This is a genomic window from Bacillota bacterium (assembly GCA_013178415.1).
Classification (GTDB): domain Bacteria; phylum Bacillota; class SHA-98; order Ch115; family Ch115; genus Ch115.
This window is the reverse complement of sequence record JABLXA010000011.1, coordinates 49,951-74,277: the sequence shown is the minus strand read 5'-3', so window position 1 is coordinate 74,277 and position 24,327 is coordinate 49,951. Positions and strand designations below refer to the sequence as shown.

18 protein-coding genes and 1 CRISPR repeat array are annotated in these 24,327 nt (G+C 53.8%); of the genes, 13 read left to right on the top strand and 5 right to left on the bottom strand.

Translation table 11 applies throughout. From position 1 onward, the window contains the following. Window positions 1-2 precede the first annotated feature (2 nt). The 6 genes from cas7c (at window position 3) to proC (ending at window position 10,205) form a co-directional block, all read left to right on the top strand. The gene (gene cas7c / locus HPY52_10240) at window positions 3-872 is read left to right on the top strand and encodes a type I-C CRISPR-associated protein Cas7/Csd2 (GenBank protein NPV80637.1); all 870 of its coding nucleotides are present in this window, start codon (window positions 3-5) and stop codon (window positions 870-872) included. Beyond that, a complete protein-coding gene (gene cas4 / locus HPY52_10235) occupies window positions 869-1,567 on the top strand; it encodes a CRISPR-associated protein Cas4 (GenBank protein ID NPV80636.1) in 699 nt (232 codons plus the stop codon). Before cas7c ends, cas4 begins: the two co-directional genes overlap by 4 nt. 67 nt (window positions 1,568-1,634) lie before the next feature. Further along, complete coding sequence (cas1c, locus tag HPY52_10230; protein NPV80635.1) at window positions 1,635-2,666, top strand: type I-C CRISPR-associated endonuclease Cas1; 1,032 nt, start codon at window positions 1,635-1,637, stop codon at window positions 2,664-2,666. A 278-nt stretch (window positions 2,667-2,944) separates the two neighbouring features. Then, on the top strand, window positions 2,945-3,235 hold the full coding sequence (cas2, locus tag HPY52_10225) for a CRISPR-associated endonuclease Cas2 (GenBank protein NPV80634.1): 291 nt from the start codon (window positions 2,945-2,947) through the stop codon (window positions 3,233-3,235). A gap of 181 nt (window positions 3,236-3,416) precedes the next feature. Next, window positions 3,417-8,418: a CRISPR direct-repeat array (repeat unit 32 nt; unit sequence GTCGCGCCCCACGCGGGCGCGTGGATTGAAAC). Window positions 8,419-8,726: 308 nt separating this feature from the next. Beyond that, window positions 8,727-9,239 carry a nitroreductase family protein gene (locus tag HPY52_10220; protein NPV80633.1) on the top strand — a complete coding sequence of 171 codons (513 nt, stop codon included), beginning with the start codon at window positions 8,727-8,729 and terminating at the stop codon, window positions 9,237-9,239. A gap of 144 nt (window positions 9,240-9,383) precedes the next feature. Further along, window positions 9,384-10,205 carry a pyrroline-5-carboxylate reductase gene (gene proC, locus HPY52_10215; protein ID NPV80632.1) on the top strand — a complete coding sequence of 274 codons (822 nt, stop codon included), beginning with the start codon at window positions 9,384-9,386 and terminating at the stop codon, window positions 10,203-10,205. Window positions 10,206-10,345: 140 nt separating this feature from the next. Here the strand turns inward: proC and HPY52_10210 are convergent, their stop codons facing one another. Then, complete coding sequence (locus tag HPY52_10210; GenBank protein NPV80631.1) at window positions 10,346-11,809, bottom strand: hypothetical protein; 1,464 nt, start codon at window positions 11,807-11,809, stop codon at window positions 10,346-10,348. 386 nt (window positions 11,810-12,195) lie between these two features. Between HPY52_10210 and HPY52_10205 the strand changes: the two genes are divergently transcribed. Further along, window positions 12,196-12,690: a hypothetical protein gene (locus HPY52_10205; protein ID NPV80630.1), complete on the top strand. Its 495-nt coding sequence runs from the start codon at window positions 12,196-12,198 to the stop codon at window positions 12,688-12,690. Window positions 12,691-13,070: 380 nt separating this feature from the next. Here HPY52_10205 and HPY52_10200 read toward each other — a convergent pair whose 3' ends face one another. Then, complete coding sequence (locus HPY52_10200) at window positions 13,071-14,273, bottom strand: FprA family A-type flavoprotein (protein ID NPV80629.1); 1,203 nt, start codon at window positions 14,271-14,273, stop codon at window positions 13,071-13,073. Window positions 14,274-14,663: 390 nt separating this feature from the next. Then, entirely contained in the window at window positions 14,664-14,828 is a 165-nt protein-coding gene (locus HPY52_10195; protein ID NPV80628.1) for a rubredoxin, read from the bottom strand. Window positions 14,829-15,034: 206 nt separating this feature from the next. Here HPY52_10195 and HPY52_10190 point away from each other — a divergent pair, with 206 nt between their 5' ends. The 3 genes from HPY52_10190 to pstA all read left to right on the top strand — a co-directional run bounded on the left by HPY52_10190 (window position 15,035) and on the right by pstA (window position 17,848). Then, window positions 15,035-15,892 (top strand): phosphate ABC transporter substrate-binding protein, encoded by an 858-nt coding sequence (locus HPY52_10190; GenBank protein NPV80627.1) that lies wholly within the window; start codon window positions 15,035-15,037, stop codon window positions 15,890-15,892. A 217-nt stretch (window positions 15,893-16,109) separates the two neighbouring features. Then, on the top strand, window positions 16,110-16,982 hold the full coding sequence (gene pstC, locus HPY52_10185) for a phosphate ABC transporter permease subunit PstC (protein ID NPV80626.1): 873 nt from the start codon (window positions 16,110-16,112) through the stop codon (window positions 16,980-16,982). Continuing rightward, window positions 16,979-17,848, top strand: coding sequence for a phosphate ABC transporter permease PstA (gene pstA / locus HPY52_10180; GenBank protein ID NPV80625.1), 870 nt, complete (start codon window positions 16,979-16,981; stop codon window positions 17,846-17,848). The genes pstC and pstA overlap by 4 nt, the downstream gene beginning before the upstream one ends. A gap of 45 nt (window positions 17,849-17,893) precedes the next feature. Here the strand turns inward: pstA and HPY52_10175 are convergent, their stop codons facing one another. Then, window positions 17,894-19,264 (bottom strand): phosphomannomutase/phosphoglucomutase, encoded by a 1,371-nt coding sequence (locus HPY52_10175; GenBank protein NPV80624.1) that lies wholly within the window; start codon window positions 19,262-19,264, stop codon window positions 17,894-17,896. Window positions 19,265-19,457: 193 nt separating this feature from the next. Here HPY52_10175 and HPY52_10170 point away from each other — a divergent pair, with 193 nt between their 5' ends. The 3 genes from HPY52_10170 (at window position 19,458) to ade (ending at window position 23,438) form a co-directional block, all read left to right on the top strand. Next, the gene (locus tag HPY52_10170) at window positions 19,458-20,441 is read left to right on the top strand and encodes a Gfo/Idh/MocA family oxidoreductase (GenBank protein ID NPV80623.1); all 984 of its coding nucleotides are present in this window, start codon (window positions 19,458-19,460) and stop codon (window positions 20,439-20,441) included. 12 nt (window positions 20,442-20,453) lie between these two features. Continuing rightward, window positions 20,454-21,449, top strand: a complete 996-nt coding sequence (locus tag HPY52_10165) for a Gfo/Idh/MocA family oxidoreductase (protein ID NPV80622.1) — start codon at window positions 20,454-20,456, stop codon at window positions 21,447-21,449. A 150-nt stretch (window positions 21,450-21,599) separates the two neighbouring features. Then, the gene (gene ade / locus HPY52_10160) at window positions 21,600-23,438 is read left to right on the top strand and encodes an adenine deaminase (GenBank protein NPV80621.1); all 1,839 of its coding nucleotides are present in this window, start codon (window positions 21,600-21,602) and stop codon (window positions 23,436-23,438) included. A 62-nt stretch (window positions 23,439-23,500) separates the two neighbouring features. Here ade and HPY52_10155 read toward each other — a convergent pair whose 3' ends face one another. Continuing rightward, window positions 23,501-24,208, bottom strand: coding sequence for a YIP1 family protein (locus HPY52_10155; protein ID NPV80620.1), 708 nt, complete (start codon window positions 24,206-24,208; stop codon window positions 23,501-23,503). Window positions 24,209-24,327: the final 119 nt, after the last annotated feature.

Here is a 24,327-nt window from a genome sequence, read left to right as displayed (position 1 = left end):
AGATGTCCAACGTAATTCAGAATCGTTATGAATTTGTGATGTTGTTTGATGTAGAAAATGGTAATCCCAACGGCGACCCCGATGCGGCCAACTTGCCACGAATTGACCCTGAGACAAGCCATGGATTGGTTACTGATGTTTGCCTGAAACGTAAGATACGTAATTATGTTGCTATGGTTAAAGAAGGTGTGGAGGGTTATGACATCTATGTGCGGGAAGGTGCTGTGTTGAATGCTCAACACAGGAAGGCATACAAAGCTTTGGGGATTGAGCCGACAGAGAAGAAGTTGCCCAAGGAGGAGGAAGAGGCCCGCAAGCTAATTGCTTTCATGTGCCACCATTTCTTTGATGTTCGCACGTTTGGAGCAGTGATGACAACTGAGGTGAATTGCGGCCAGGTGCGCGGTCCAGTGCAGCTGGGGTTCGCCCGCAGTATAGATCCCATTGTGCCGCAAGAGATAACAATTACTAGGGTGGCTGTAACCTCGGAAAAGGACGCTGAAAGGAAAGACCGGGAAATGGGGCGCAAACATATTGTCCCTTATGGTCTTTACAGGGTAGAAGGTTATGTTTCGGCGTGTCTAGCGGAAAAGACAGGTTTCTCCGAGGATGATTTGGAGCTGCTGTGGGAAGCTCTAGCTAATATGTTTGATCACGATCGCTCAGCAGCCAGGGGCAAGATGGAGACCCGACGCTTGATCGTATTCAAACATGGATCGAAGCTCGGTAATGTGCCTGCCCATCAGTTATTTGAGTGTGTCAACGTGAGACGGGAGGATGCTTCTCGCCCACCGCGGTCCTACCAGGACTATAGGGTAGATCTAAATATCGCTGGCATCCCGGCGGGGGTGAACATGATTGAAATGGTATGATCGCCATGACATATGACGAGGAGTCTCTATTGCCCCTTTCGGGGATACAGCACTTTGCCTTTTGCCGGCGCCAGTGGGCGCTGATCCATATTGAGAGACAATGGAGCGAAAACCTCCGGACTGTAGAAGGCAGGCACTTGCACGAAAGAGTGCATAGCTCAATAGCGACAGAGGCCAGGGGTGAGGTGGTCATTGCCAGGTCTCTGCCCCTGGTCTCTTACCGGCTAGGTTTATATGGAGTCGCAGATATGGTCGAATTCCATCTTGTCTCATCTGGCGAACATGGTGTTGTGTTGCCTGGGCGCGATGGCCGCTGGTATCCCAGACCTGTTGAGTATAAGAGGGGCCGGGCCAAGCCCGATGATAGAGATGAGGTGCAACTTTGCGCCCAGGCCATGTGCCTGGAGGAAATGCTCAAGATCCCGGTGGCAACGGGCAGTCTCTTCTACGGTAAGATGCAGCATCGCGTGAACGTGTTGTTTGATTCCGCTCTTAGGAAACGTGTTGAAGACCTTGCGAGACAGATGCATGAGATCTATGAGGAGGGGGTGACTCCTGCTGCTCCAGCGGATGTCGAATGCAAACTTTGTTCTCTAGTAGATGTCTGTGTTCCAGGTATCACAAGAAAAAGAGGATCGATTGAGAAATACATCAAGGCATACCTTAATGCTCCGGTGGAAAGCGACGGTAAGTGAGGCTGAAATGACCGGTAATCTTCGAGGCGCCATAACCCAGCGCCCTGAGCGGAAGCGGGGATAGTTGATGCGGAAATTACTGAATGTCCTCTATGTCACAAGTCCAGATGCATATCTGAGCCGGGATGGGGAAAATGTCGTCGTTCGCTCTGGAGAAGAGGAACGCTTCCGAGTGCCGATCCACATACTGGAGAGTATAGTCTGTTTTAACTATGTCGGTGCCAGTCCTGCTCTTATGGGCCTTTGTGCTGAGAAGGGCGTAGCATTGTCGTTCCTAACCGAATATGGGGAATTCCTGGCGAGGGTGACAGGCCCGGTTTCAGGGAATGTGCTTCTTCGCAGGCAGCAGTATCGGATGGCGGACGATCCGCTAATGTCTGCCAGGGTCGCACGATGGTTCGTGACCGCGAAGATCGCAAATTGCAGAACAGTATTTCAAAGAGCTATTCGTGACCATGCGGAAGTGGTGGACCGCGGTAGCTTGACCCAGGCCGGTGACGTCCTTGCTGCTTGCCTGGTTCATCTGGAGAATTGCGAAGACCTGGAGGCGATCAGGGGCATTGAGGGTGAGGCCGCACGGACTTACTTCTCTTGCTTTAATCACCTGATCTTAGAGCAGAAAGAATCTTTTGCCATGAATGGTCGAAATCGCAGGCCGCCAATGGATAATACGAACGCATTGTTATCTTTTCTTTACACGCTATTGCTGCACGACACACAATCTGCATTGGAGACAGTGGGTCTCGATCCCTATGTGGGATTTCTCCATCGTGATCGTCCAGGGCGTCCAAGCCTTGCACTGGATCTGATGGAAGAGTTGCGTCCTTACCTGGCCGATCGTTTGGCCCTCTCGCTCATCAATAGAAAACAATTGACAGAACGAGGGTTCCGCAAAACAGAAGGCGGGGGAGTGCTTATGAGTGACGACACGAGAAAGATCGTCCTAGCTGAATGGCAGAAACGAAAGCAAGAAGAGATCACCCATCCATATCTAAAAGAAAAGATCCCTATCGGTCTGATTCCATATGTGCAATCTCTATTGTTTGCACGTTATTTGAGGGGAGACATCGACGGGTACCCGCCGTTCTTTTGGAGGTAAGGTTGGCACGATGATGGCGCCAATCATGGAGCCCTCCCGGGGGTTCATAACCATACCAATGATTCGCTGGGTCGTGGGCCGAGCAATTGCGGCTCCATTCGGAGTTCGCAGTGGGAGGTGCCCCCAGGGGTGAGGTAGCAATAGAGCCTGCATTGCGGCTCTCTTTGGAGTTCGCAGTGGGCGAGGAGATAGGGAGGGACATCTCAAGATGATAGGGGGCATTTACGGTCTGCTCGATTGTATCAGCGGTGGGAGAAGGGATATGGAGGGACATTACGATGATGGTCCTAATCACATATGATGTCGACACAACTACTGCTGACGGACGTAAGCGTCTCCGGCTGGTTGCCAAGCATTGTACAAATTATGGCCAGCGTGTGCAGAAATCCGTTTTCGAATGCTTGCTGGATCCTGCACAATTTGCAGAGTTTCGGCACCACCTCGAAGCCATCATTGACGTAGAGAAGGATAGTATTCGCTATTATTTTCTTGGAAATAACTGGCACAGAAGGGTAGAACATGTGGGGGTTAAGGAAAGTTACGACCCTGAGGGGATGCTCATAACATAGAGGCCGTGCCTGCGCGAACCTGAAGCTACCATAAAACCTCCAAGGCAGTCGCATTCCTTGTGTCAGCGAAGAGAAAGCTATCGGTCGACCCATTTCAGCAGTCGATATCTGCTCACCTCTGCAGAGGTTCGCGGAACCAGGGGGGCAAGTCCTTCGTGGACAAGGCCCCGAGCACGATACAGTCGCGCCCCACGCGGGCGCGTGGATTGAAACACAAAACTGGCACTATGAATGGCAGGGCAAAGCTAGTCGCGCCCCACGCGGGCGCGTGGATTGAAACACAACTCCAAGCTATCTGGCAGCTTCGCGTTCCCGTCGCGCCCCACGCGGGCGCGTGGATTGAAACACTAAGACGCTAAGTGATGGTGCGGATGTGCGGGCGTCGCGCCCCACGCGGGCGCGTGGATTGAAACGCGTCGCGCAGCAGACATTGGTAGGTCGCTGTCCGTCGCGCCCCACGCGGGCGCGTGGATTGAAACAGCTTGAGTTTTGCAGAAACACATCCAGGGGACTGGTCGCGCCCCACGCGGGCGCGTGGATTGAAACTATTGGGTGGTGATTCTATGGCTCAGAGAAGCATGTCGCGCCCCACGCGGGCGCGTGGATTGAAACTTCTCTGATTGAAAAATTCTGGCAAAAGTAGCCTCGTCGCGCCCCACGCGGGCGCGTGGATTGAAACACAAAGGTTGCGTTTCAAACCGAGGTCTACGACGTCGCGCCCCACGCGGGCGCGTGGATTGAAACCTCCAAACACATCTCGCCTGGCAGCATCCATAGGTCGCGCCCCACGCGGGCGCGTGGATTGAAACTAGTCATCACTGAGGGCGAGAAAAAGGCCTTGAGTCGCGCCCCACGCGGGCGCGTGGATTGAAACAAACTGGGCGGTCCATTGATGGCAGAGGTGGCTGGTCGCGCCCCACGCGGGCGCGTGGATTGAAACTGGAAGGAGCGTTACTCCGGGCAAAGCAACCCACCCGGTCGCGCCCCACGCGGGCGCGTGGATTGAAACTATAGTCATAGGGGCTCTAAGAAAACTCCGAGAGTCGCGCCCCACGCGGGCGCGTGGATTGAAACTCCAGATTGTGGACGGGATTTCTGCTCCCTCATGTCGCGCCCCACGCGGGCGCGTGGATTGAAACCCCCATATCCTTGAGAAAGCGCTGCGGGAAGAGGGTCGCGCCCCACGCGGGCGCGTGGATTGAAACCTGTCACAATGGACCTAATGATCCGGCCACCTGTGTCGCGCCCCACGCGGGCGCGTGGATTGAAACTTCGCAAACTCGGCCTGAATATCATTCAGAATAGTCGCGCCCCACGCGGGCGCGTGGATTGAAACCAGATGATCAGGCCTTCGAGGAAGCGGTCCAGAATGGTCGCGCCCCACGCGGGCGCGTGGATTGAAACTTGTTGGAAAAGTAAAACCTTACCGTAAGTCTAATGTCGCGCCCCACGCGGGCGCGTGGATTGAAACTGTTGAATCTTGTTTTCTATGATAGCTGCCTGAGTCGCGCCCCACGCGGGCGCGTGGATTGAAACAGATCAGTGGAGGTTGACCGGGTGACCCTCCTCGTGTCGCGCCCCACGCGGGCGCGTGGATTGAAACAAGACGGCCATGAGAGAAATCGCCCACGAGGAGGGTCGCGCCCCACGCGGGCGCGTGGATTGAAACTCCGTAGATCCCATGCCGTCAAATCGAGGCCAAAGGTCGCGCCCCACGCGGGCGCGTGGATTGAAACAATGCAATCACCCAAAATAAAAAAGCGGCCTTCGTCGCGCCCCACGCGGGCGCGTGGATTGAAACGTATATTGCTGCAAAACAAAAAGCGGCCTTCGCCGTCGCGCCCCACGCGGGCGCGTGGATTGAAACCCAGGCCCGCAAGATAAATAAGTCGCCGCCTGCGCGTCGCGCCCCACGCGGGCGCGTGGATTGAAACTCCAGGGTTTAGAGTAATGGGAAGTGCCCCCAGCACGTCGCGCCCCACGCGGGCGCGTGGATTGAAACCGCAAAGGCCGCTAACCTGCCCACAGTCTCCATGTCGCGCCCCACGCGGGCGCGTGGATTGAAACAGCCTCAGCCTTGTCGAGGGCCGCGAGGACGTCGTCGCGCCCCACGCGGGCGCGTGGATTGAAACAGATCGAAAACGGAGCCCTCACCGAAGTCCCCGTAGTCGCGCCCCACGCGGGCGCGTGGATTGAAACGTATATGGGCCCGGGGCAGATTCGCCCCCTTGCGTCGCGCCCCACGCGGGCGCGTGGATTGAAACGGTGTTTCCCCTTGCGTTTAGACAGGGTGACGGAGGTCGCGCCCCACGCGGGCGCGTGGATTGAAACTTCTGCTCCTTTCTCGGGCTCTTGCCCGGCCGCGTCGCGCCCCACGCGGGCGCGTGGATTGAAACGCACTACATGTGGCATTAAACTGCGGAGTTCCGGGTCGCGCCCCACGCGGGCGCGTGGATTGAAACCAAATTTAGAAGAAATTCTCAATGAAATGGTAAGTCGCGCCCCACGCGGGCGCGTGGATTGAAACTCCTTCAGGGAGGTGGTGGGAAATGCCGATCTCGTCGCGCCCCACGCGGGCGCGTGGATTGAAACACGACTTCGCCCGTGGTCCAGTTAGCAAGGGAAAGTCGCGCCCCACGCGGGCGCGTGGATTGAAACAGCCAGTCCTCGACCGGTCCCAGTGCCGACTTTGTCGCGCCCCACGCGGGCGCGTGGATTGAAACCCACCTTACGGAGACCATACTTAGTCGCCATGTGTCGCGCCCCACGCGGGCGCGTGGATTGAAACGCTAGAGCCTCGAGCCAGGGATCATTCGCTACCGTCGTCGCGCCCCACGCGGGCGCGTGGATTGAAACTTAAAGCAGGTGTTGCGCCGGAGGACGCACGGTTAGTCGCGCCCCACGCGGGCGCGTGGATTGAAACATCTGTAGTCCCTACCCCATGGCCCGTTCCGCAGGTCGCGCCCCACGCGGGCGCGTGGATTGAAACTCTCTCTCCCATGTCTCCATCAAATTCGCCTCCGGGTCGCGCCCCACGCGGGCGCGTGGATTGAAACTTCTCCCTCGGTTTCTTGCCGCCATATCCGACCTGTCGCGCCCCACGCGGGCGCGTGGATTGAAACACGCGATCGAATGTAATCTGGAGACCATCCATCTGTCGCGCCCCACGCGGGCGCGTGGATTGAAACTCTGGAGGTATTTCGCGGCTGTAGTGCTGCCAATGTCGCGCCCCACGCGGGCGCGTGGATTGAAACTCGGGGTCCGCTCGAATCCGTTTCCGGCGTCGACAAAGTCGCGCCCCACGCGGGCGCGTGGATTGAAACTACGATGAACTGTATGGAGGGACGGACTAGATGCGTCGCGCCCCACGCGGGCGCGTGGATTGAAACTCAGCAAACATCTGCTCGCCTCTCTCCCGCCAGGGTCGCGCCCCACGCGGGCGCGTGGATTGAAACTAAGGTGCTCTTGATATCCATGATCCGATCTCCGTCGCGCCCCACGCGGGCGCGTGGATTGAAACTTGACCACCTGGGTTTTGCCCCCAGGCGCAAAGTGTCGCGCCCCACGCGGGCGCGTGGATTGAAACCCATCGACCTTGACAAACTTGCCCATGACCAGCGTCGCGCCCCACGCGGGCGCGTGGATTGAAACAATCTTTGGCACGTCGCCATATCCCAGATATTTGGCGTCGCGCCCCACGCGGGCGCGTGGATTGAAACCGTCTACCCCCGTGAGGGGGTTTCGGCTGGGGACCAGTCGCGCCCCACGCGGGCGCGTGGATTGAAACGAAGATCGTCTTAAGGAATTACGTCAACAACGTGGCATGTCGCGCCCCACGCGGGCGCGTGGATTGAAACTCTGGGTTATATCGGGCGCGGTATACTGAGATCCCGTCGCGCCCCACGCGGGCGCGTGGATTGAAACCCATCAACCTTGACAAATTTACCCATAACCAGCGGGTCGCGCCCCACGCGGGCGCGTGGATTGAAACCATTGGGTTTTACTCCTCCAGGTGAGGCCGCCGTCGCGCCCCACGCGGGCGCGTGGATTGAAACTCCGCTTCGACCGCGCTATCCACCTTTAGCTCGTGTCGCGCCCCACGCGGGCGCGTGGATTGAAACATAGCGAAGGCCATAGTGGGAAAGGGGAGAGTGCGTCGCGCCCCACGCGGGCGCGTGGATTGAAACTGCTGTCCCTCGAAATCCCGCTCCCTCGCCTCAGTCGCGCCCCACGCGGGCGCGTGGATTGAAACTACTCACCTCCTTCTAGATCCGCAAGGACCTTCGGTCGCGCCCCACGCGGGCGCGTGGATTGAAACACTGCCAGTGTGAATATTGCGGCCTCGCCGAATAGTCGCGCCCCACGCGGGCGCGTGGATTGAAACATGATCGGGTATCGGGGAATGATCGACCTGGCCCGGTCGCGCCCCACGCGGGCGCGTGGATTGAAACTTCTTACTGGCATACCCTCTATCCCAGCACTTGCGGGGTCGCGCCCCACGCGGGCGCGTGGATTGAAACTTCTCGCTGGAGATGTCACGAGATCAGGTTGTTGGGTCGCGCCCCACGCGGGCGCGTGGATTGAAACACCGTAGACTATAGCCACTTCACCATAGCGCTCCGGTCGCGCCCCACGCGGGCGCGTGGATTGAAACACCCAGCACTGTGCTGTGCTGCACAGAGTTATCCCGGTCGCGCCCCACGCGGGCGCGTGGATTGAAACATGAGGCTTTCCAACCACAGAAACAGGGCCGATGGTCGCGCCCCACGCGGGCGCGTGGATTGAAACCGCACATCCCGGTCCGAGATGTCAAGGTGCTGTAGTCGCGCCCCACGCGGGCGCGTGGATTGAAACAGGGTAGCAGCCTTCAAAGCCTCCATCGCCACCTGTCGCGCCCCACGCGGGCGCGTGGATTGAAACATAGCGCACACTGCCGTCGTCAACCACAATCCGGGGTCGCGCCCCACGCGGGCGCGTGGATTGAAACCTGTGCGTTACAGGGGCATCCTGGAGGCATACTTGTCGCGCCCCACGCGGGCGCGTGGATTGAAACGAGAATCCTGATTTGGTGCCAGAGGAGGTGCTAGTCGCGCCCCACGCGGGCGCGTGGATTGAAACGGCGAATATCTCCGCCGTGCTCTGCCCTGTGCCGTCGCGCCCCACGCGGGCGCGTGGATTGAAACGTCTCTATAAATGGCCAGGCTCATATTTCGATCGTGGGTCGACCATACACGTCATGCCGGGCAGCCCAATGCCAATATAGTGTTACAGAGTGTTATTCTTGAATACAGACTTGACTATCTACGAGAAGGATCATTGCTGATCATGCCGAACATGATAAATGACGATGAACGAGAATGATTTCATGCAGGGAGTATGTCGGTCGGCCGGCTCGGCTTAATTGGCGATATGAAATTAAGCCAGTTTAGGAAATGCTGCGCGGTGAAGCCCGCAGATTCACCGGCACGATGAGGAAGAGGAGGTAAATCCTATGGATAATCTTGCCAATGTGATGCTGGATATCATAAAAAAGAGGCGAAGCGTGAGAAGTTACACTGATAAGGAGATTGACCAGGGAATTATAGACTCATTGCTTCAGGCTGCCATGGCAGCCCCGTCTGGCAATGACAGCCGGCCATGGGATTTTATCATCGTAAGGGACCGCGACCTGAGAACCAGGCTTTCTAAGGTTCATCCCTGGGCCGCAATGGCAGCCTCCAGTCCTGTGGTGCTTGTTGTCTGCGGGGATGAATCGTCCCCGCATTGGATCGCTGACACCAGCGCTGCCACCGAGAATTACATTCTTCAGGCGACCGCCTACGGCCTCGGAACGGTCTGGGTGGGCATTTATCCTACATTAAGGTATGAAGATGCAGTAAGGCAGATCCTCGGAATCCCTGACAATATAAGGGTTCTTTGCCTGGTCCCTACTGGCTGGCCTGCGGAGAAAAAGGAACCCAGGACACGTTTTGAGGCCAGCAAGGTTCATTATGATAGATTCTGAACCATGATGTGGCGCCGATTCTATTCACAATGAATTCCGGCTGAGTTCATTTCTATGAATCCTTGCCGCTCCGCCTGCCTGGGGCGCTTCCTTCCGAAGCTTGGCCCGGAACAGGCGGAGATCTATAAACTGGAGGAGTATTCGATGTATAAGATTGGATTTGCAGGCGCTGGTAATCTCGCCGAGACCCTTATACAGGGGCTATTGAATTCAGGGGCGGTTCAGGCGTCAGAGATTCAGGTAACTGATGTAAGTGAAGATAGGAAAGAGTTAATGAAAAAGAAGTTTGGAGTAACTGTTCAACAAAGCAATCGTGACCTGGTCCAGTCGCAGGATATCATCTTTCTTACCTTGAAACCACAAGTGATAGTTTCTGTTTTAAAGGAAATCTCCGAAGTCGCGACTGGCAGGAAGATTTTTATCACCCCAGCGGCCGGGGTTTCGCTCGCCTTCGTGGAAAGCTTCCTGCCGGAATCGCCGGTGATCCGGATCATGCCAAATACCTCATGTCTGGTACTGGAAGGAACTATCGCAATATGTCCCGGCGCCAGGGCGAAAGATGGTGACATAAAGCTGGTATCCGAGGTGCTTGGCAAGCTAGGCAGGGTTATACCTGTTGCCGAGAACATGATGGATGCTGTTACTGCTCTCTCCGGAAGTGGTCCGGCATGGATCTACACAGTAATAGAGGCGCTGGCTGATGGCGGGGTGAAAGTTGGTCTTCCTAAAGGGTTGGCCCTTACTCTGGCGGCTCAGACTGTCATGGGAGCAGCAAAGATGGTGCTGGAGACCCATGAGCACCCTGCAGTCCTTAGGGATAAAGTCACATCACCTGGGGGGACTACAATAGCCGGTAGCCATGCCTTGGAGCGCGGGGCGGCAAGATCAGCCCTCATGGATGCAGTGGTGGCCGCGTATAATCGCGCGAAGGAACTTGCGCCGGATCTGGATGGGAAGGGACACTGAATCCTCTATGCGCCCGTGTGAGTTCGGCCCGTCGTCTACGCCGCCCAGTCAGTGCCATTGCAGGGAGCGCCTGACCCGGGCGGCTGGCGACGTTCATGGAAGAGAGTCGACAGTCTCTGGAGAACCAGGACCGGTGAATTCTAAGGAAGTTGCTTTTGATTCAGCTCAACTATACGCCACTTGCCCTCTACGCGCTTCAGAGTCAGAAGATCCTCATATGCTGTAGTCTTGGGACCTCCTTCCGAGGGAAGGGTCAAGCGATAGGTGGCGCGAAATCTCGGCGATTCCTCTTGTGATGGTAGATGCGTGATCTTGAGATCGGTCACCTTCACCATGTCTACCGCCTTTAGAGCGGTATTCTCAACCTGCCCGGGGCCTGGTCCAGGCTTTCCTGCCTCAATCTTCCCCCTCTGCGGCCCTTGTTTCTGTTCTTCTTGGGATTGCGGCTTCTTTTCTTGTCCAGATTGCGCCTTCTGGGTTTCATCGGCCGCTGTTGGCAGCATTGGCTGTTGCAGCGCCATGGCCAGATTCATACGTTCGACTACGTAAAGATTTGTTACCCATCTTGTCACGTTCGCCCCTGCCTTTGAATCTATAGCCTCATCCAGAAGCTGTACATTAAGATCATCAATGGCTTTGTAATAGAGCGACACAACTTGTTCCGGCGTGGTCGATGGGGTTATGATGGGGGTCACTTTGCCCTTCTGGAAAAGCAGGAGGCTTGCGACAATTATGATAGCCAGACCCGCTATTAGGCCTACTCTATAGCGGATGAACCTTTGCACTTCGAATGCTTTTTCCTTGACTTGCACCTGGCCCGCCTTACGGCTGAAGGCTTTCTTTTCTTCATCAGAGGCCACGACCTTGCCTTGCGCCAGAAGTCTCTCGATCTCAGATTCTATTTCCTCTCCCTTCTTGTATCGCTCCTTTGTGTCTTTTTCCAGCATTTTCAGGGCGAGGGAAACAAATTCAGGCGATACATCCTCGTTATAAACACGGGGATCAAGGGGGGCCTTTTGTAAGATATTGTCCGCCACGATAGCGGGATCCCGGTCATCGAAAGGCAGAATTCCTGTCAAGAGGTGATAAAGCGTCACTCCTACCGCGAAGATATCCTGCTCTTGCTTCCAGGCTTGCCCTTTGATAACTTCAGGCGGTACATAGTTATTTTCTTTTGAATTGATTCCTCTATATGGCGCAAGAAGGTGGTGAATCTTGGGATCAAATATGGCAACTCTGATTTCCTGTTCCTGACCATGAGCGGCATCGAGATCGACAATAATGCAGTCAGGGGTAACTCCTCCCAGCACGAGGCCTTTCGAATGATAGGCCCTCATGACCCTGACGATGGACTTCAAAATAGCGGCGACTACCTTGGGGTCCAATCCGTGCGGGGACGAATTCAAGAGTTCCGAGGCAGTGGTTCCATGGACATCCTTTATCTCAAGCCAGAGCTCCTCGCCCTGCCTTACAATTGCCCGGGGTTTCGCAAAGGATTCATCTTCAATAGGCTTGAGTTCCTTGATCCTCGCCTCGACCTGGCGAACCAGATCCAGCAAGAGCCTTCCCCGTATTTCCTCTCTGTTTACAAGTGGCTGGAGCATACAGGAACACCTCGCATCTCCAAACTCTATTTACATTCTAACACCATTGCGCATTCTATGCTAGATACAGGGCAAGTGGAGCCAAGACAACGTCAAAAGTCATATTGGGAGTTGTGTTTTCCCTGGGTTACACGTAATACATGCTTAGAAATCATGCCCGATGTGGAGGATATGCACAAAGAGCACGACAGCGATATGCCTGGATATTGCGGCAACTTCGGACTTGGATATTTATGGTGGTTATCTTTACATGCCATATATAGGGAATGCATGGTTCGGGGAATGATTGAATAAGAGGCAATGCTGTGTATCGGTGGGCGCAGGGTTCTAAATAAGCTACGTCGAATTTCTATACAAAACGGAGTCATAGGAGGTCGAATGGGAAGATGGACGGTGAGCTTCAGCTTAAGGTAGTGCCTATCGAGAATCCAGATGAGATCAATATGATCCTGGGACAGAGTCATTTTATAAAGACGGTAGAAGATCTGCATGAAGCAATGGCAACCGCGGGAGGCAACATCAAGTTTGGTCTAGCATTTTGCGAAGCTTCGGGACCATGTCTCGTGAGATATAGCGGAAATGATGACCAGCTTGTAGAGCTTGCTCGGAAAAATGCGTTAGCCATCGGGAGTGGGCATTCGTTCATTATTTTCATGGAAAATGGCTTCCCCATCAATGTATTGAACGCCATAAAGAATGTCCCCGAGGTATGCAGAATATACTGTGCAACAGCTAACCCCGTGCAGGTGATCGTCGCGGAAACCGAACAAGGACGGGGAATACTCGGCGTCGTTGACGGCTTCCCGCCAAAAGGCGTTGAAACCGGCAAGGACATCGAGGATAGGAAGAATCTCCTGAGACGGTTTGGATATAAACTCTAATATGATGCTTAAAGGGCCCGGGCGGCACCCCTACGATTATCCGGGTGTGGGTGATCCCGTCCCATCGGCTTTGATCCAAGAAGAACAGAATCTGGGGTGGGACACTCCTCCTATCGGCATTGATGGGGGAAGGATGATATGGGGGGTTGGGTACTGCTCCCGGCGGCATTGGTCCGAGGCCATATAGCTTAAGGGCCGAGGACCACTGAGCAGCCTCTCAGCAAGGCTGCGTCCGACGGGAGGAGTACCCATTCCCATCGCACTTCGGATCACAGAGCGGCCCGCGGCAAGGTCGCGTCCGATGGGACAATACCACCATCACCCGCAAGGCTGCGTCTGCCGCGAGGAATACCCATTCCCACCGCTGAGACAGAGCGTCATTACTTGCTCGATGTGGCCACCATCTCCGCCACCTTGCGGCCAAGTTCTCTGCATTGTCTGAGAGCTTCCTCATCCGGAGTGAGGATCGCCCGAATGCCTGGTTCAATTACCTTGAACTTAAGGCTCTTCATCCGCTCTTCTATCATCTTGACGGCCTCCCCGCTCCAGCCATAGGATCCAAAGGCTGCGCCTATCTTGCCCCGAAGTTTGATTGTGGCCAGGCTTGATAGGAGGTCCCACACTGGCTTTAGCACATCCCCATTGATCGTCGGGGAGCCCACTATGATGGCATCTGCCGCCTCTATTTTGGGGAGCATCTCTGACATGTCAAGCTGCGCGATATTGATCAAAGATACATCCACCCCCGGGGCTACAGCTCCCTCTACGATTGCCCGGGCCATCCTCTCGGTGTTTCCGTACGCTGAGGTATAGAGCACAAGTATTTCGCGGCTGCGGGCACCGGATCGCCTGACATCGGATATGGGCGCGCTCCAGGATACATATTCGTCAATGTAGCGCCATGGTTCGCTTCTCAGAATTGGTCCATGGCTTGGCGCTATCATGCGTATGGGCAGATCTTTTATCTTTTCGTGAGCCTTCATTACATGCTCGGCGAATGGTCTCATTATCTGGTCATAATATGCTTTTCTCGCATCATGGAAATCCCCGACAAGGTCGTCATATAGGGCTTCATGGCAAAAGTGACAGCCGAAGGCATCACAAGGGAAAAGGATCCCATCCTCAGCCAGAAAAGTAAACATGGTATCAGGCCAATGCAGGAAAGGAGCGGAGATGAATTTGAGGGTCCGACCTCCCAGGTCGATCAGGTCTCCATCGCCGACGACCATGGCATCTAGATCCTGATTCAGCAGGTTCTTGACGAAATGCGCACCATTCTTTGATACCACTATTCTCGCCTTCGGGGCTTGTTCCAATAAAGCAGGTAGCGCCCCAGAATGATCTGGTTCAAGATGATTAAGGATAATGTAATCTATCTTGGATGGTTCAACCACGTTGGCGATTCGCTCCAGGAAAGTTCTTTCAAAGCCCGCCTTGACCGTGTCGATGATAGCGGTTTTATCTTGTCCCAACACCAGGTAGGAATTATAGGTTGTCCCCCACCTGGCCTGCACGATTACATCGAAGATCCTGAGCTGCGGATCTAATACTCCAACCCAATATACATCTTTTGCAATTCGCAAGAGAGGTCACCACCATAAAGACATGATCGATGCTATAGATTATATAGATTGCTAAGTCCAGAGTTGAAACATAACCTATCTTCTCTTCTATTACGCGATTACCAGGCGCACTACGCAAGACCAGCTCATATTTTTAAATTTGAGCTTAGCCATCTAAAGATAACTAACTTGAGGGTTGCGGCCATATCCGACTGCACCGTAGGCGCGCTTTCTATGCCCATCCTCCGCGACAGGCCACAAGTCGCATCATGGGAGATAGCACTACAACCCTCCGTAAGTGCGCCTTTATGCTTATCCTCCGCGACAGGCGCAACTTCTCGATTTGAACTTCCGTATCTATAGATCTGAAAGGGCAGGGTTCCCTGCCCTAATGTTCAAACCAGACTTTCATTAAAGCTCCTGCTTCTCGAAGAGGTCCTTTCCTGCCCCGCACTCCGGGCATACCCAATCATCCGGAAGGTCTTCAAACGCCGTCCCCGGATCAACGCCATAATCAGGATCACCTACATCAGGATCGTAAATATACCCACATACGGTACATTCCCACTTTTCCATATCATCGTGCACCTCCAGGTTGCGCCCCGTCTTGATGAGTGTACCATTCGACGAGATGATCATCTTTCCTGCCTGATACTCCACAGAGTATGCTTTACAAATAGTTAACAGGCAATTAATCCATATGTAATCAGCAGATGTGATAATCACCACGAAAGGACAAAACCTACCCGAATTTAAAGAAAGAAGATAGGGGGTATAATCAAATGTCGTATTTCAAGAGGTTTAAAAGGCTTCTAGCCGCGACAGTCGCCGGGGTTGGCGCTCTTGCCATCGGCGTGTCCTCAATCGCTCTGGCTCAGCAACAGTTAACGCTGACAGGTTCCACCACAGTCCTTCCCATAGCTCAGAGGGCAGCAGAGGTCTTCATGCAGAAGAATCGGGATGCTAACATCTCAGTGCGTGGTGGAGGTTCCGGTAATGGAATAGCTGCTCTTATAGACGGCACTACAGATATTGCGAATGCTTCCAGGTTCATCGAGATGTCAGAAGTTCAGAAGGCCGTGTCAAAAGGCATTTATCCTGTTCCGCATAAGATCGCGCTCGATGGAATCGCAATCGTTGTTCACCCCAGCAACAGTATACGCAGACTTACGATAGAACAGATCAAGGACATATATACAGGCAAGATCAACAACTGGAAAGAAGTTGGCGGTCCAGATCGTAAGATCGTTGTCGTGTCCAGGGATACCTCTTCCGGCACATATGAAGTGTTCGGGGAACTCGTTCTAAAGGGCGCCAAGGTGAGAGCTGATGCTTTGATGCAGGCTTCTAATGGCGCAGTTGCCAGCACGGTGGCCGGCACTCCAGGAGCCATCGGGTATGTGGGCATTGGTTATTTGAACAACAAACTTAAGGATCTTGAGGTATCAAAGGATGGACATGAGTGGGTCAAGCCAAGCAATGCCACCGTCATCAGCGGCGACTACCCAATCGCAAGGGCGCTCTTTATGTTCACAAATGGATGGCCCACCGGGCTTGCGGCTAAGTTCATAAACTTCATCCAGAGCCCTGAAGGGCAGAAGCTCGTGAGCGAGGCAGGTTTTGTGCCCCTTCATGAGTAGTTTGTAAGAACAAGGAATGATCGGGGGCAACTGCTATCTTTCGGGGCTATGAATGCTCCTGGTGACCCTTGCTCGAAAGGTAAAGCCGGGCAGCATTTTAGATAGATTAGGAGCAGGGCGGTGTGCGAGGAGACACTTGCCCTGCTCCCTGTGTAGGAGAGTGAGGAAAATGCTTGGTTCATCGCCCGCTCTGAGGCGGAGGGGTCCATGGGGACGGATGAGTGAACGCCTCATGGGAATCCTGCTTCTTGCTTCGGCTTTCGCCTGTATAGTATTTCTGGTGGGAATAGTCATAGTTCTTATTATAGAAGGTGTGCCCATCTTTTCAAAGATTGGTATAACAAAAATCCTTTTTGGCACACAATGGTACCCAACCCACGAGCCGCCGGATTTCGGGGCCCTTCCCCTTATTCTCGGTTCAATCTGGGTGACTGTCGGGGCTATGATTGTAGCAGTCCCGTTAGGAGTCGGCGCAGCAATATATGTATCTCAAATAACCAGCGCCAGGGCCCGTGATCTGATAAAACCCATCATCGAGCTTCTTGCTGGCATACCTTCAGTTGTATATGGCTTCTTCGGAATGGCTCTTGTCTCTCCGCTAGTCCAGAGGGTATTCAACCTGCCCACCGGGCTCACCGCTTTTACCGGCGCCATTGTTTTGGCCATCATGTCCCTCCCCACTGTAGTAAGTATCTCAGAGGATGCGCTGACATCGATTCCCAATTCGTATAAAGAGGCTTCATACGCGTTGGGCGCAACTAAATGGGAGACCATCATCAGAGTGCTGGTTCCGGCAGCCTCATCAGGAATTTTCACAGCCATCATTCTTGGAATAAGCAGGGCCATTGGAGAAACCATGACCGTTCTCATGGTCGCAGGAAATTCGGCCATAATCCCGACGAGCTTTCTCCAGCCGGTAAGGACAATGACGGCGACCATAGCCGCCGAGATGGGGGAAGCTCCTGTGGGAGGGGATCACTATCACGCCCTATTCGCCATAGCGATTGTGCTTTTTGTTATGACTTTGATTTTCAACATTGTCGCCGACTTTATATCCGAGAAGTATAAGGAAAGGATGGGGAAGGAATGAAACAGGCTTTGATGGCGACAAGACGGCGCACTCAGAAGGTGGCATTCTCGTTGAGTTGGGGAGCTACCGCGCTCACTCTGGCCTTTTTCTTCATCATCGTGGCTTTCATCGCTCGAAATGGACTTCCTGTGATGAGCATTCAGTTCCTGACTGATATGCCAAGGATGGGAATGACCGAGGGAGGGATCTTCCCGGCGATCCTGGGCACCTTTTATCTAATGCTCGGGTCCATAATCTTCGCCCTCCCCATGGGAGTCCTTGGAGCAATATATCTTGCGGAATACGCCAAGCAAGGCATATTAATGCGGATAATCCGTATAGGAGTGAACAGCCTCTCTGGCGTGCCCTCGATAGTGTTTGGCCTTTTCGGGCTTTCGGTGTTCGTGAAATTCATGGGCTTTGGCGTTTCCATCTTATCCGGCAGCCTTACACTTGGCATACTAATCCTTCCTACCATCATCAGGGCATCGGAAGAAGCGCTGATGGCGGTTCCCCATTCATTTAGAGAAGCATCCCTGGCCCTCGGGGCGACTCGCTGGCAGACAGTCCGCAAAGTTGTCCTGCCTGCCGCGATTCCGGGTATACTTACAGGTTGTATTCTGGGAGTGGGGCGCGCGGCCGGCGAGACCGCGCCAATCCTGTTCACTGCCGCGACTTTTTACACCATGAGATTGCCTGGTTCGATATTTGATGAGGTGCTGGCGCTGCCCTATCATATCTACGCTCTCATGACAGAAGGAACTATGATAGATAAGCAAATGCCCATAGCCTACGGGTCGGCTCTGGTATTGCTCTTCCTGGTGCTATCCTTCAATCTTGCGGCCATAATCATCAGGATGAATTATGCCCGCAAGAAACAATGGTAAGATGGCGGCCGGGCGCGGCGTCTAAACTTCCCTCCATTGGCACGTTCACCATTCTATGTCTCCAACGCCGGGGTGTCTTTCCACTTCCCCGGCCATTTCTCCTTTTATTCTCTCGAGCGCGGCTTCATTTTTGGCCTCGCAACGCATGACAAGCTCGGGTCCGGTGTTTGACGCTCGCACGAGCCCCCAACCATCAGGGAATAGAACCCTCGCTCCATCCACGTCCACGACTGGATAGCGTGCCTTGAAATGGTCTCGTACAGATTCGACAACGCGGAATTTGACATTATCCGGGCATTTGACGCGGGTCTCTGGCGTGGATGGGTAATATGGCACATCAGAAAGAAGATCGGAAAGGCTCTTGTCGGTGTTGGACAGTATTCTAAGCAGCCTTGCCGCGGCATAGAGCGCGTCATCAAATCCGAAATATTCATCGGCGAAGAACATATGGCCCGACATTTCTCCAGTAAATACAGCGCCAATCTCTTTCATTTTGGCCTTTATCAATGAATGGCCGGTCCGGTAAAACATCGGCTTCCCGCCGAGTCGTTCCACTTCCTCGACAAGCGCCTGCGAGCATTTCACCTCTACTATGGCGGTTGTGCCCGGATATTTGGGCAGTATCTCCCTCCAAAAGAGAATCATCAGGCGGTCTCCCCATATGATATTCCCTTTTTCGTCGACCACGCCGATACGATCACCATCACCGTCAAAAGAGACTCCAAGGTCAGCTTCTTTTTCGCGCACTGCCTGGATCAGATCAGTGAGGTTCGCTGGCCTTACCGGGTCAGGAAAATGATTTGGGAAGGTCGGATCTGAATCGCAATAAAGCGGAATCACATCGCATCCCAGTCCTTCAATAAGCTTGGGCGCGAAAAGGGAGGCCGTTCCATTGCCGCAGTCTACGACCACCTTCAAGCGGCGAGGCCCCAATTTGACCTTTTCAATGATCATATTGATATAGGAATCCCGCGGGTCATCAGATGAGAGGTTGCCATGGCCCCGTTTGAAATCTCCTGATTCCGCCAGTCTACGAAGGGTCTGGATCTCATCTCCATATATAGTAGAATGGCCGCAGGCAACTTTCATTCCGTTGAATTCGGGCGGATTGTGGCTGGCGGTGATCATCGCGCCGCCTCCGATATCATAGAGGATGATGGAATAGTAAAACGCGGGAGTTACAACCAGACCAATGTCGACCACGTTGCACCCGGTTTCCAGTATGCCAGCAATTACATTTTCCTTTATGTCTGGCGATGAAGCCCTATTATCCATTCCGACGATAGCGCGCCCTTCCCCTGCGGCCTGCAGATATGTTCCGATGGCGAGACCGAGGCGACCGGCCACCTCGGGTATGAGGTCTCGAGACGCTATTCCCCTGATGTCATATTCGCGAAAGATCTCAGGATTGATCATGGTAGGCATAGCGATCACTCCCTGGGGCATATATATTCTGTATCCTGATTATTGGACAGCCTGTATTATATCATGGTATTCACTACATTGCTATATTATGCCATGATTGCTTGGCCATCATGTGCGATTGAATGTGTTGCCAAAATCTGATATACTTGGCTCGTACATCATTTTTCGGAAAGGGGCAATGTGGATGTATCGCGTTGGTGTGATAGGCGCCGGTACCATGGGACGAGTCCATGCAGGTTGCTATAAGAGGATCAGGGATGCAGAGCTGGTATGGATAGCTGACATTGATGCTGAAAAGGCCAGTTCCCTCGCAGATAGCCTGGGTGCCCGAGCTACGGCCAATCCAATGGGAGTAGTAGAAGATGCAAGCATAGATATTATTGATGTATGTCTTCCGACTTACCTTCACAAAGAATGGGTAATCAAGGCTGCGCGGGCAGGTAAGCATGTCTTCTGCGAAAAACCCATAGCCTTAACCCTTGAGGATGCCGAAGATATGATAAGGACATGTGAACGGGAGAGCGTAAAGTTCTCCGTCGGCCATGTGCTGAGATTCTTCCCGGAATATGAAATGCTGAGAGAATCCGTTGCAAGCGGTGAATTGGGCCAGATCGCAGTCGCTCGTTTCGGGCGCGGAGGACCTTTTCCTCGCGGGTGGCAGGACTGGTATAGGGATATCAGTAAATCCGCGGGGATGCTGGTGGATCTGAGTATCCATGATTTCGATTTTGTCCGCTGGTGTTTTGGAGATGTCGAAAGGATTTACACCCAGTCAATATTCACCGCCGCTCCTCTTCAGTACGCCCTTACGACCCTCAGGCTGAAATCTGGCGCCATAGCCCATGTGGAAGGGAGCTGGGCTCATCCAGGCGGTTTCTGGTATAAATTTGAGGTGGCAGGCAAGACTGGCATGATGAATTTCGATAGTCGCGCATCTGCCCCCATAAGTCTATCCAGAGCGATTTCTCAAGCCGGTCCGGGCGGGGTGGCGGTGCCAGAGAGCCCGCTGGAGGAAAAAAACCCTTACCTCGCTGAGCTTGCCAATTTCGTCGGCTACATAAAAGGTGAATCCCAACCAAGGGTCACTCCTCAAGATGCGTTCGAGGCACTGAGAATCAGCCTCAGCGCCGTCAAATCAGCCGAAGCCGGCAAGGTCATCAATCTATAGGGGGGAGTCTAGATGGTACGCATAGGGATCATGAGTTTTGCCCATGTACACGCTCCGAGTTATGCAAGCTGCCTCAAATCTCTTGAAAACGTAGAGTTCGTCGGAGTTGCCGACCCCGTGGAAGCGAGGGGCCGGGCCGCCGCTGAATCATTCGGCGTGAGATATTTCCCGGATTATGACGCGCTTCTTGGGGCTCACCCTGACGCTGTGGTTATTTGTTCAGAAAATGTAAACCATAAAGATATCGCTCTGGCTGCCGCAAAGGCTGGATGCCATGTGCTCTGCGAGAAGCCCATCGCAACTACCGTGGAAGACGCAAGGGCCATGATAGATGCCTGTTCACGGGCGAACGTGAAGCTTGCCACGGCTTTCCCCGTGCGGAATGCGCCTCCTATCCTGCGCGCTAGAGAAATAGTGAGGAATGGGGATATCGGAAAGGTGCTGGCGATAAATGGGACCAATCGCGGCAAGATGCCCGGTGGATGGTTCGTTGATCCTGTTCTTGCAGGCGGGGGGGCCGTGATGGATCACACCGTTCATGTGACTGATCTAATGCGCTGGTTCTTAGATCAGGAAGTGACAACGGTCTATGCAGAAATTGGCACAAGGATCTACGACATACCGGTGGATGATTGTGGCGTGCTAAATATGAAATTCTCCGGCGGGGTTTTTGCGACATTAGACGCCAGCTGGTCAAGGCCCCAGAGCTTCCCCACCTGGGGGGACGTCACGATGGAGATAGTTGGCACCGAGGGAGTGCTCTATGTCGACGCCTTTGCCCAATCATTCATTGCATATGACGGCAGGCAGAAGGGGGTCGCGCTCCGGCACTGGGGAGATAACATGGACCTTCTTATGGTCAAATCATTTGTAAAGGCTGTTGAGGAGGGCGGTCCTGTTTTCGCCACAGGAGAGGATGGTATGCATGCTATGGCCGTCGCCTTGGGCGCTTACCGTTCCTCCAAGCTCGGGCGGCCCGTGGAGTTGAAAGAAATATTGGGCCAGTAAATGCTTGTATTGCACTCAAGGCTTAGCACACATAGAGCCTGGCGCGTCGCGGCTCAACTGCTGCGCCACTGGAATGGGGCTTTCTGCGCCAGGCTCCCTAGATCTTTCAAGTTAGCCGCCAGGAGGCAAAGAGAGGCGCATGTCATTGTCATGATGTATAAGCCATACAAGCTTTTTCGTCGACCACTTGCGGAGCTGACACAGAAACTTGTGGCTGCCGCTATGGGACGGGAGCCCGCAGATCTTGTGATTCGAAAGGGAATCCTTGTGAATGTCCATACAGGCGAGATACTCCCTGATACGGATGTGGCTGTGAAATATGGGAGGATTGTGCGCGTAGGAGACGCTTCAGACCTGGTGGGGCAAGATACTGAAGTGATTCAGGGCGAAGGTTTTTATCTTGTCCCCGGCTTTCTGGATGGACATGTTCACGTTGAGAGCAGCATGGTGACAGTCACCCAATTTGCGAGAGCTGTGCTACCTCATGGGACTACTGGCATTTTCATGGATCCTCATGAGATCGCAAATGTGCTGGGACTACCTGGCATTCAGGTGATGCTAGAAGAAGGCAGGCATCTCCCGCTTAAGGTATTTGCCACAGTGCCTTCATGCGTGCCGGCGGCTCCTGGATTCGAGGACGCTGGGGCGACATTTGGCGCGTCTGAGATACGAGAAGCCATGGGCTGGCAGGGGATCGCAGGCCTTGGGGAGATGATGAATTTCCCTGGTGTGCTTTCCGGAAATCCGGAGGTTCATGCGGAAATCCAGGCGACTCTGGACGCCGGCAAGATCGTGACCGGGCATTATTCAATCCCGGATGTCGGCAAGGGACTTCAGGCATATATCGCTGCCGGGATAAGTTCGTGTCATGAATCGACGCGGAAAGAAGATGCCCTGGCCAGACTTCGCTATGGGATGTATGCCAAGCTCAGGGAAGGTTCGGCCTGGCTCGATGTCAAGGCTACCATAAAGGCAATAACTGAAAGCCGGATTGATTCAAGGCATGCTATCTTGGTTTCCGATGACGTGCACCCAGATACGCTTCTCAGCGTCGGGCATCTCGACCATGTTGTCAAGCGCGCCATTGAAGAAGGGCTCGATCCGATTCGCGCCATACAGATGGTCACCATCAACACAGCTGAATGCTTTGGCATGGATCGCGATCTTGGCAGCATCGCCCCTGGTCGATACGCAGATATCCTCATGTTGCGCGACCTGGCGGATGTTGCGGTATCCCGGGTTATTACAGATGGGGTCTTGATTGCAGAGGACGGAAGTCTGCTGGTTGATATGCCAGCTGTGGAATATCCTGATTTCGTAAGGCACTCCGTACATTTGAAACGCTCGCTTCAATCTCAGGATTTTGAAGTGAAGGCCGGCCGGTTCAGTGATGGGACCTCGGGGTGGAATGGCAAAGTTGTACGGGCTCGGGTCATGAAGGTGATGGAAGGTAAAGTGGGGACCGAAAACATCATACTTGAACTGCCGGTTGAGGATGGCGGCATCATCTCGGCGTCAAAGGAGCATGATGTGGCGAAGATCGCTGTGGTTGAGCGGCATCATGCTACAGGCACGATGGGATTGGGATTTGTCAAGGGCTTCGGTTTTGATAGGGGCGCCGTGGCGTCAACTGTGGCCCATGATAGCCATAACCTTCTGATAGTAGGCATGAATGATGAGGATATGGCATATGCAGGCAATGTATTGGCTCAATGTGAGGGAGGAATGGTGGCAGTAGACCGCGGCCGGGTCCTCGCGCTGGTTGAATTGCCGATAGCGGGGCTACAGTCTGATCGTCCTGTGGAGGAAGTATCGAGGCAGGTTGAAAGCCTGGCAAGGGCCTGGAAGGAGCTTGGGTGCCAGCTTGTTTCTCCCTTTATGACCATGGCGCTGCTTTCGTTGCCGGTATTACCCGAACTCAGGCTCACGAACCGTGGCTTGGTGGATACTCTAGCTTTCAAGTTTGTTGACCTGGTGGCGGGTGATTAAGCTCCTCATCATAGGGTTGTTTGCGCGCGGCGTCGTCTTATTATATGCCACGGCGCCGCTGCTTACTGAGCAATGCCGCGTAACCCGGCCGTCAGCCCTGCTATGGCAACCTGAATGCCAAGCACTGCCGACCACATGATGATTGTAGCTATGAGTCCTTTGGCCCTGGAGATTCTCCAGAGTTCTGACAGACCAAATACGCTGAGGAATATATACATTAGCGCGAAGATATTCAGGTTGCTGAGCAGTACCCCACGGGGGGTCGAGAGTTCTGAGAAGGATAGCGCCATTCCCAGCCCGGGAGTGACCGGTCTCCCCGCGCTCCATATCGTGATAGCTGAGACAAGTCCGGAAAGCAGCGACGGGTAGTTCAGATATCCAGACACCGCAAGGCTCTGTTTGAAATCCAGTTTGGCCTTAAAAATGTTTCCAATTCCCAGGAAGATCGCGGCTCTAATAGGCCACCATATGGCGAGGGCGATCAAAGATGAGATGGATCCGATGATGGCTGATGCTGTAACATTTATTGGGATATTTTGCGCCTGACCCGGGGCCATTTCAGGAATCTGTTGAAGGGTATAGGCTGTCGACGGCATCGAAAGAGCAGCCGTTATGACGATAATGGTCATGGGACCCATGAAATCAGGTTTTTCAATGATATCCTTGAATATGCTTCCTGGGTCCACCAGTATCGTCAGCAGCCTTTCAATAACTCCTCTATGTGCCTTTCGTGTATTGCCATTTGTCGGTTCCATTTCGTTTATCGCCATCTAGATCATCTCCTTTTAGATCCTCGCTTATTGCCCACATCAAAGATATCTTATGCATGGGATTCGATTTTCCTGTCATCGCTAAGATGTATCAAAGTAAAATCCACGCAAAATCTCAT

Excerpts from the sequence above, each read along its gene's own strand:
- HPY52_10155 (NPV80620.1), bottom strand. The coding sequence starts at position 24,208 with ATGGCGATAAACGAAATGGAACCGACAAATGGCAATACACGAAAGGCA.
- HPY52_10220 (NPV80633.1), top strand. The coding sequence starts at position 8,727 with ATGGATAATCTTGCCAATGTGATGCTGGATATCATAAAAAAGAGGCGA.
- cas2 (NPV80634.1), top strand. The coding sequence starts at position 2,945 with ATGATGGTCCTAATCACATATGATGTCGACACAACTACTGCTGACGGA.
- cas4 (NPV80636.1), top strand. The coding sequence starts at position 869 with ATGATCGCCATGACATATGACGAGGAGTCTCTATTGCCCCTTTCGGGG.
- ade (NPV80621.1), top strand. The coding sequence starts at position 21,600 with ATGATGTATAAGCCATACAAGCTTTTTCGTCGACCACTTGCGGAGCTG.
- cas1c (NPV80635.1), top strand. The coding sequence starts at position 1,635 with ATGCGGAAATTACTGAATGTCCTCTATGTCACAAGTCCAGATGCATAT.
- HPY52_10170 (NPV80623.1), top strand. The coding sequence starts at position 19,458 with ATGTATCGCGTTGGTGTGATAGGCGCCGGTACCATGGGACGAGTCCAT.
- HPY52_10195 (NPV80628.1), bottom strand. The coding sequence starts at position 14,828 with ATGGAAAAGTGGGAATGTACCGTATGTGGGTATATTTACGATCCTGAT.
- proC (NPV80632.1), top strand. The coding sequence starts at position 9,384 with ATGTATAAGATTGGATTTGCAGGCGCTGGTAATCTCGCCGAGACCCTT.
- HPY52_10210 (NPV80631.1), bottom strand. The coding sequence starts at position 11,809 with ATGCTCCAGCCACTTGTAAACAGAGAGGAAATACGGGGAAGGCTCTTG.
- HPY52_10205 (NPV80630.1), top strand. The coding sequence starts at position 12,196 with ATGGACGGTGAGCTTCAGCTTAAGGTAGTGCCTATCGAGAATCCAGAT.
- pstC (NPV80626.1), top strand. The coding sequence starts at position 16,110 with ATGAGTGAACGCCTCATGGGAATCCTGCTTCTTGCTTCGGCTTTCGCC.
- cas7c (NPV80637.1), top strand. The coding sequence starts at position 3 with ATGTCCAACGTAATTCAGAATCGTTATGAATTTGTGATGTTGTTTGAT.
- pstA (NPV80625.1), top strand. The coding sequence starts at position 16,979 with ATGAAACAGGCTTTGATGGCGACAAGACGGCGCACTCAGAAGGTGGCA.
- HPY52_10190 (NPV80627.1), top strand. The coding sequence starts at position 15,035 with ATGTCGTATTTCAAGAGGTTTAAAAGGCTTCTAGCCGCGACAGTCGCC.
- HPY52_10165 (NPV80622.1), top strand. The coding sequence starts at position 20,454 with ATGGTACGCATAGGGATCATGAGTTTTGCCCATGTACACGCTCCGAGT.
- HPY52_10175 (NPV80624.1), bottom strand. The coding sequence starts at position 19,264 with ATGATCAATCCTGAGATCTTTCGCGAATATGACATCAGGGGAATAGCG.